Annotated in this window: 4 protein-coding genes and 1 pseudogene; 3 read left to right on the forward strand and 2 right to left on the reverse strand. The window is 62.1% G+C overall.

Annotated elements, in window-relative coordinates:
• Positions 1-524 (forward strand): annotated as a pseudogene (locus tag FLM9_RS08115) (hypothetical protein); the annotation flags it as partial.
• A gap of 4 nt (positions 525-528) precedes the next feature.
• Here the strand turns inward: FLM9_RS08115 and FLM9_RS03670 are convergent.
• Both FLM9_RS03670 and rsmI read right to left on the reverse strand, forming a co-directional pair.
• Positions 529-792: a hypothetical protein gene (locus tag FLM9_RS03670; protein WP_074457317.1), complete on the reverse strand. Its 264-nt coding sequence runs from the start codon at positions 790-792 to the stop codon at positions 529-531.
• Positions 793-800: 8 nt separating this feature from the next.
• Positions 801-1,712: a 16S rRNA (cytidine(1402)-2'-O)-methyltransferase gene (rsmI, locus tag FLM9_RS03675; protein WP_257242995.1), complete on the reverse strand. Its 912-nt coding sequence runs from the start codon at positions 1,710-1,712 to the stop codon at positions 801-803.
• Between rsmI and FLM9_RS03680 the strand changes: the two genes are divergently transcribed.
• Complete coding sequence (locus FLM9_RS03680; RefSeq protein ID WP_102135468.1) at positions 1,711-2,619, forward strand: 3'(2'),5'-bisphosphate nucleotidase CysQ family protein; 909 nt, start codon at positions 1,711-1,713, stop codon at positions 2,617-2,619. The two genes, rsmI and FLM9_RS03680, sit on opposite strands and share 2 nt — an antisense overlap.
• 48 nt (positions 2,620-2,667) lie before the next feature.
• Positions 2,668-3,548: DUF262 domain-containing protein (locus FLM9_RS03685; RefSeq protein ID WP_143324586.1), on the forward strand; the 881-nt coding region annotated here is incomplete at its 3' end.

Consider the following 3,548-nt stretch of genomic DNA (forward strand, 5'->3'; position numbering starts at 1 on the left):
ACAGCAGCGTGGTGGTGGGCAAGCGTTTTGGCTGTAGCGACAGGACGGTGATGCGCCTTGTTCGCTCCCGCCTGGGCTCTGCGGAGTTGGCAGCGCTCAAGGAGCACAACCGCAAACGATCAAGTCAGACCCGTGCCACGCCGGCAGTGCGTCACTCCAACGCCACGGAGCCTGATCAGCGCCAAGGGGCGGCCCAAGCCACCAACCTTGATCTGAATCGGTTGCCGTCTCCCCTCTATCTCGTGGTGGACCGCAGCGTGGAGTTGCAACCCCAGACCCTGGGCAGTCTCCACCATCTGGGTCCCCTGCACACTGACGAACAACAGCGGCAGGGGCTGGTCCTGTTCAGCAATGTTCGTCAGGCGCGGCGCCAGTGCCGCAGGAACCAGCGGATCGTGAAGCTGGCCGACCCGAAGCTGCTGGGTAAGACAGCTCCCCACCTCCTGACCCAGGGGATCAGTCGTCTGGTGATTGAAGGCGCCCTCTATGCCCTGCCCGGCAGCACTGCCCCGGCTCAACCCTGAATCCTCACTCCCGCTCCTCCTCGGCTGAAGCTGAAGACGAGCGGGGCCACGCCAGGGCGCTGGCGCTGCTGCCAGCCACCACACCGGCAATCAACCCCACCCCGATGATCACGCCGCTGGGTAAGGGGACCGTGTTGCGCCCAAAACCCAAATCAAGTCTGAGGCGCTCCGACGAGCGTTCCAGATTCTGGGCCCCCAGGCTGAGGCTGAGGAGCATCAGCAGGCCCACACCCCAGCCGGTGCCCAGCAGGAGAAGACGATGGATCATGGCAACCACTATGGTCCAGCCCCCTGCTCCCCGCCATGGCGCCTTTGCAACAACAGGGCGTAGAGCCGCTGTCGGCTGTGGCCGCTCCGCTGGGCCAGGACGCGGGCAGCCTGGCTGTGGCTGAGGCCCTCCTGCCGGACCAGGCGCTGCAATTGGGCCGCCAGGGCATCCCCGTCCCAGGGCAAGGTGGCCGGTGCCGGGCAGCCACCCACCACAACGCAACATTCACCCCGTGGAGGCTGGTCACGAAAATGCTCCAGAGCCGTGGCCGTGGTGGGGCCAACGAATTCCTCATGGCGTTTGGTCAGCTCCCGCCCCACCTGGAGGGGGCGATCCCCCCAAAGCTCCAGCAGATCCTTCACCAGAGCCAGCAGCCGATGGGGGGCCTCGTAGAACACCATGGTGCGGGACTCCGCCGCCATGTACTGGAGTCGCTGCCGGCGGGCGCCGGGCCTGGCCGGCAGGAAACCTTCAAACACAAACCGCCCACAGGGCAGACCACTGCCCACCAGGGCCATGACAAAGGCGGTGGGACCGGGAATACAAATCACCCCATGGCCTGCCTGGCGTGCTGCCGCCACCAACTCTTCGCCAGGGTCGCTGATGCCGGGCATTCCCGCATCACTGATCAGCGCCAGGCCCTGACCCGACGCCAACACTGCCAGCAACTGGGGCTGGCGCTGTTGGCGGTTGTGGCGATGAAAGCTCACCAGTCGACCGTGACCGGAGAGACCCTGCAGCAACTGGCCACTGTGGCGCGTGTCCTCGCAGGCAATCACGTCGATCTGCTCCAACACCCTGCGGGCCCTGGGGCTGAGGTCCCCCCGGTTTCCGATGGGGGTGCCCACCACGTAGAGCACCCCGCCATGGGGTTCTTCCCTGGGCTGTTCCACAATGGCGCCTGCCTCTATTGCCATCATGGCCAGTCCTGTTGCCTTGCCCCACGGTGTGAAGGAAGACCACCTCATGGCCCTGCTGCGGCGCAGCGCCTGGGAAGCCGCGGATCTCCTGCGGGCCTATGCCCGTGGCCAGCAGCCCCCCTACGGCTATCCAGCCCGGTTGGCCGTGGAGGAAGGCCGGGACGGCCCGGTGAGCGCCGCAGATCGGGCCGTCCACCACCACCTGCTCCAAGCCTTGAGCCGGACGTGGCCCCATGCCCCTTGGGGTCTGCTGAGTGAAGAAACGACCCATCACGACGACCGGGACCATCCCCTGGATCGGCAGTGGGCCTGGCTGTTGGATCCCCTGGACGGCACCAGGGATTTTCTGGAGGGAACCGGCCACTACGCCGTCCACCTGGCCCTGCTGCACCAGGGCCGCCCCCGGCTGGGGCTGGTGCTGTTGCCGGAGCGGGAGGAACTCTGGTTTGGCGCAGGGGGCCGTTGTTGGCGGGAGGATCGCCAAGGGATACCCCGCCCTGCCGGACTGAGTGGGCGCCGTCGCTGTGAAGACCTGATCCTGATGGCCAGCCGCAACCATCGCGACAAGCGCCTGGAGGCCCTGATCCCGCGCCTAGGCCTGGCCGGCAGTCGCTCCGTCGGTAGTGTGGGTTGCAAGGTGGCCGCCATCCTGCGGGGAGAGGCGGACGTGTATATCTCCCTCTCGGGCCGCTCCGCACCCAAACACTGGGACATGGCGGCGCCGGAAGCAGTGCTCCAGGCCGCTGGGGGCTGTTTCCGTCACGGGGACGGTCGGCCCCTCACCTACAGCAGCAGCGAACTGCGCCAGACGGGCTGCCTGATCGCCAGCCACGGCCCCTGTCAGGAGCAACTGGAAGCCCGCGCCCGGATGGCGCTGGCCGCCATTGATCCGGGGTTTGCGCTTTAGGAGTTGATCTTCAGGATCTACACTTGATTGAACTGTCCGGGTTCTTCCATGAACTTCAATACAGCCAACAGCACCCTGCGCCAACTGCTGGCCAACGGCCTGCGCTATCGCGTGCCCATGTTCCAGCGGGACTATGCCTGGGGACCGGATGAGTGGGATGATCTCTGGCAGGACATGGTTGCCCTCGTCGATGAAGAAGATGCTGAACCGGCCCATTACATGGGCTATCTGGTGTTGCAGTCACCCAACAACAGGGAATTTGACATTATTGACGGTCAGCAACGGATGACCACCATGAGTGTCCTGATTTTGGCGGCGATAGCCCATCTCATGGACTTGTCCATGGCAGAAGGTGCGGACAGCAAGAATCGCCAGCGTGCTGACCAGTTGCGTAACAGTTACATTGGCTATCTGGATCCGGTAACCTTGGTCTCCCAATCCAAACTGACCTTGAACAAAAACAATGATCGCTTTTATAAACACTATTTAATTCCTCTTGAAGAGCCCTTACGTAAGCAAGGACTGAATGTATCGGAAAATCTTCTCCGACAGGCATTTTTATGGTTCAAGGATCATATAAAGAAACAATCGAGCGAGGATGGAGTTGCGGTAGCGCGTTTTATTGATGCCTTGGTCGATAAATTGCTTTTTACAGTAATTACTGTAACCGATGAATTGAATGCTTTCAAAGTCTTTGAGACGCTGAACGCCCGCGGCGTGCGCCTTTCTGCGACGGACTTGTTGAAAAATTGTCTGTTTTCTGTTGTGTCTCGTGACAAGTCCCATGAACAGGATATCAAGGGTCTGGAAGATCGTTGGGACGGTATCGTTAATTTACTGGGCAGCGAGAGATTTCCCGAATTTCTGAGGACATTCTGGAACAGCCGCAATAAACTGGTGCGTAAGGCAGAGTTGTTCAAGGTGATTCG

The sequence above is a fragment of the Candidatus Synechococcus spongiarum genome, assembly GCF_900047545.1.
Lineage (GTDB): Bacteria > Cyanobacteriota > Cyanobacteriia > PCC-6307 > Cyanobiaceae > Synechococcus_B > Synechococcus_B spongiarum_C.

Excerpts from the sequence above, each read along its gene's own strand:
- FLM9_RS03670 (WP_074457317.1), bottom strand. The coding sequence starts at position 792 with ATGATCCATCGTCTTCTCCTGCTGGGCACCGGCTGGGGTGTGGGCCTG.
- rsmI (WP_257242995.1), bottom strand. The coding sequence starts at position 1,712 with ATGATGGCAATAGAGGCAGGCGCCATTGTGGAACAGCCCAGGGAAGAA.
- FLM9_RS03680 (WP_102135468.1), top strand. The coding sequence starts at position 1,711 with ATGGCCAGTCCTGTTGCCTTGCCCCACGGTGTGAAGGAAGACCACCTC.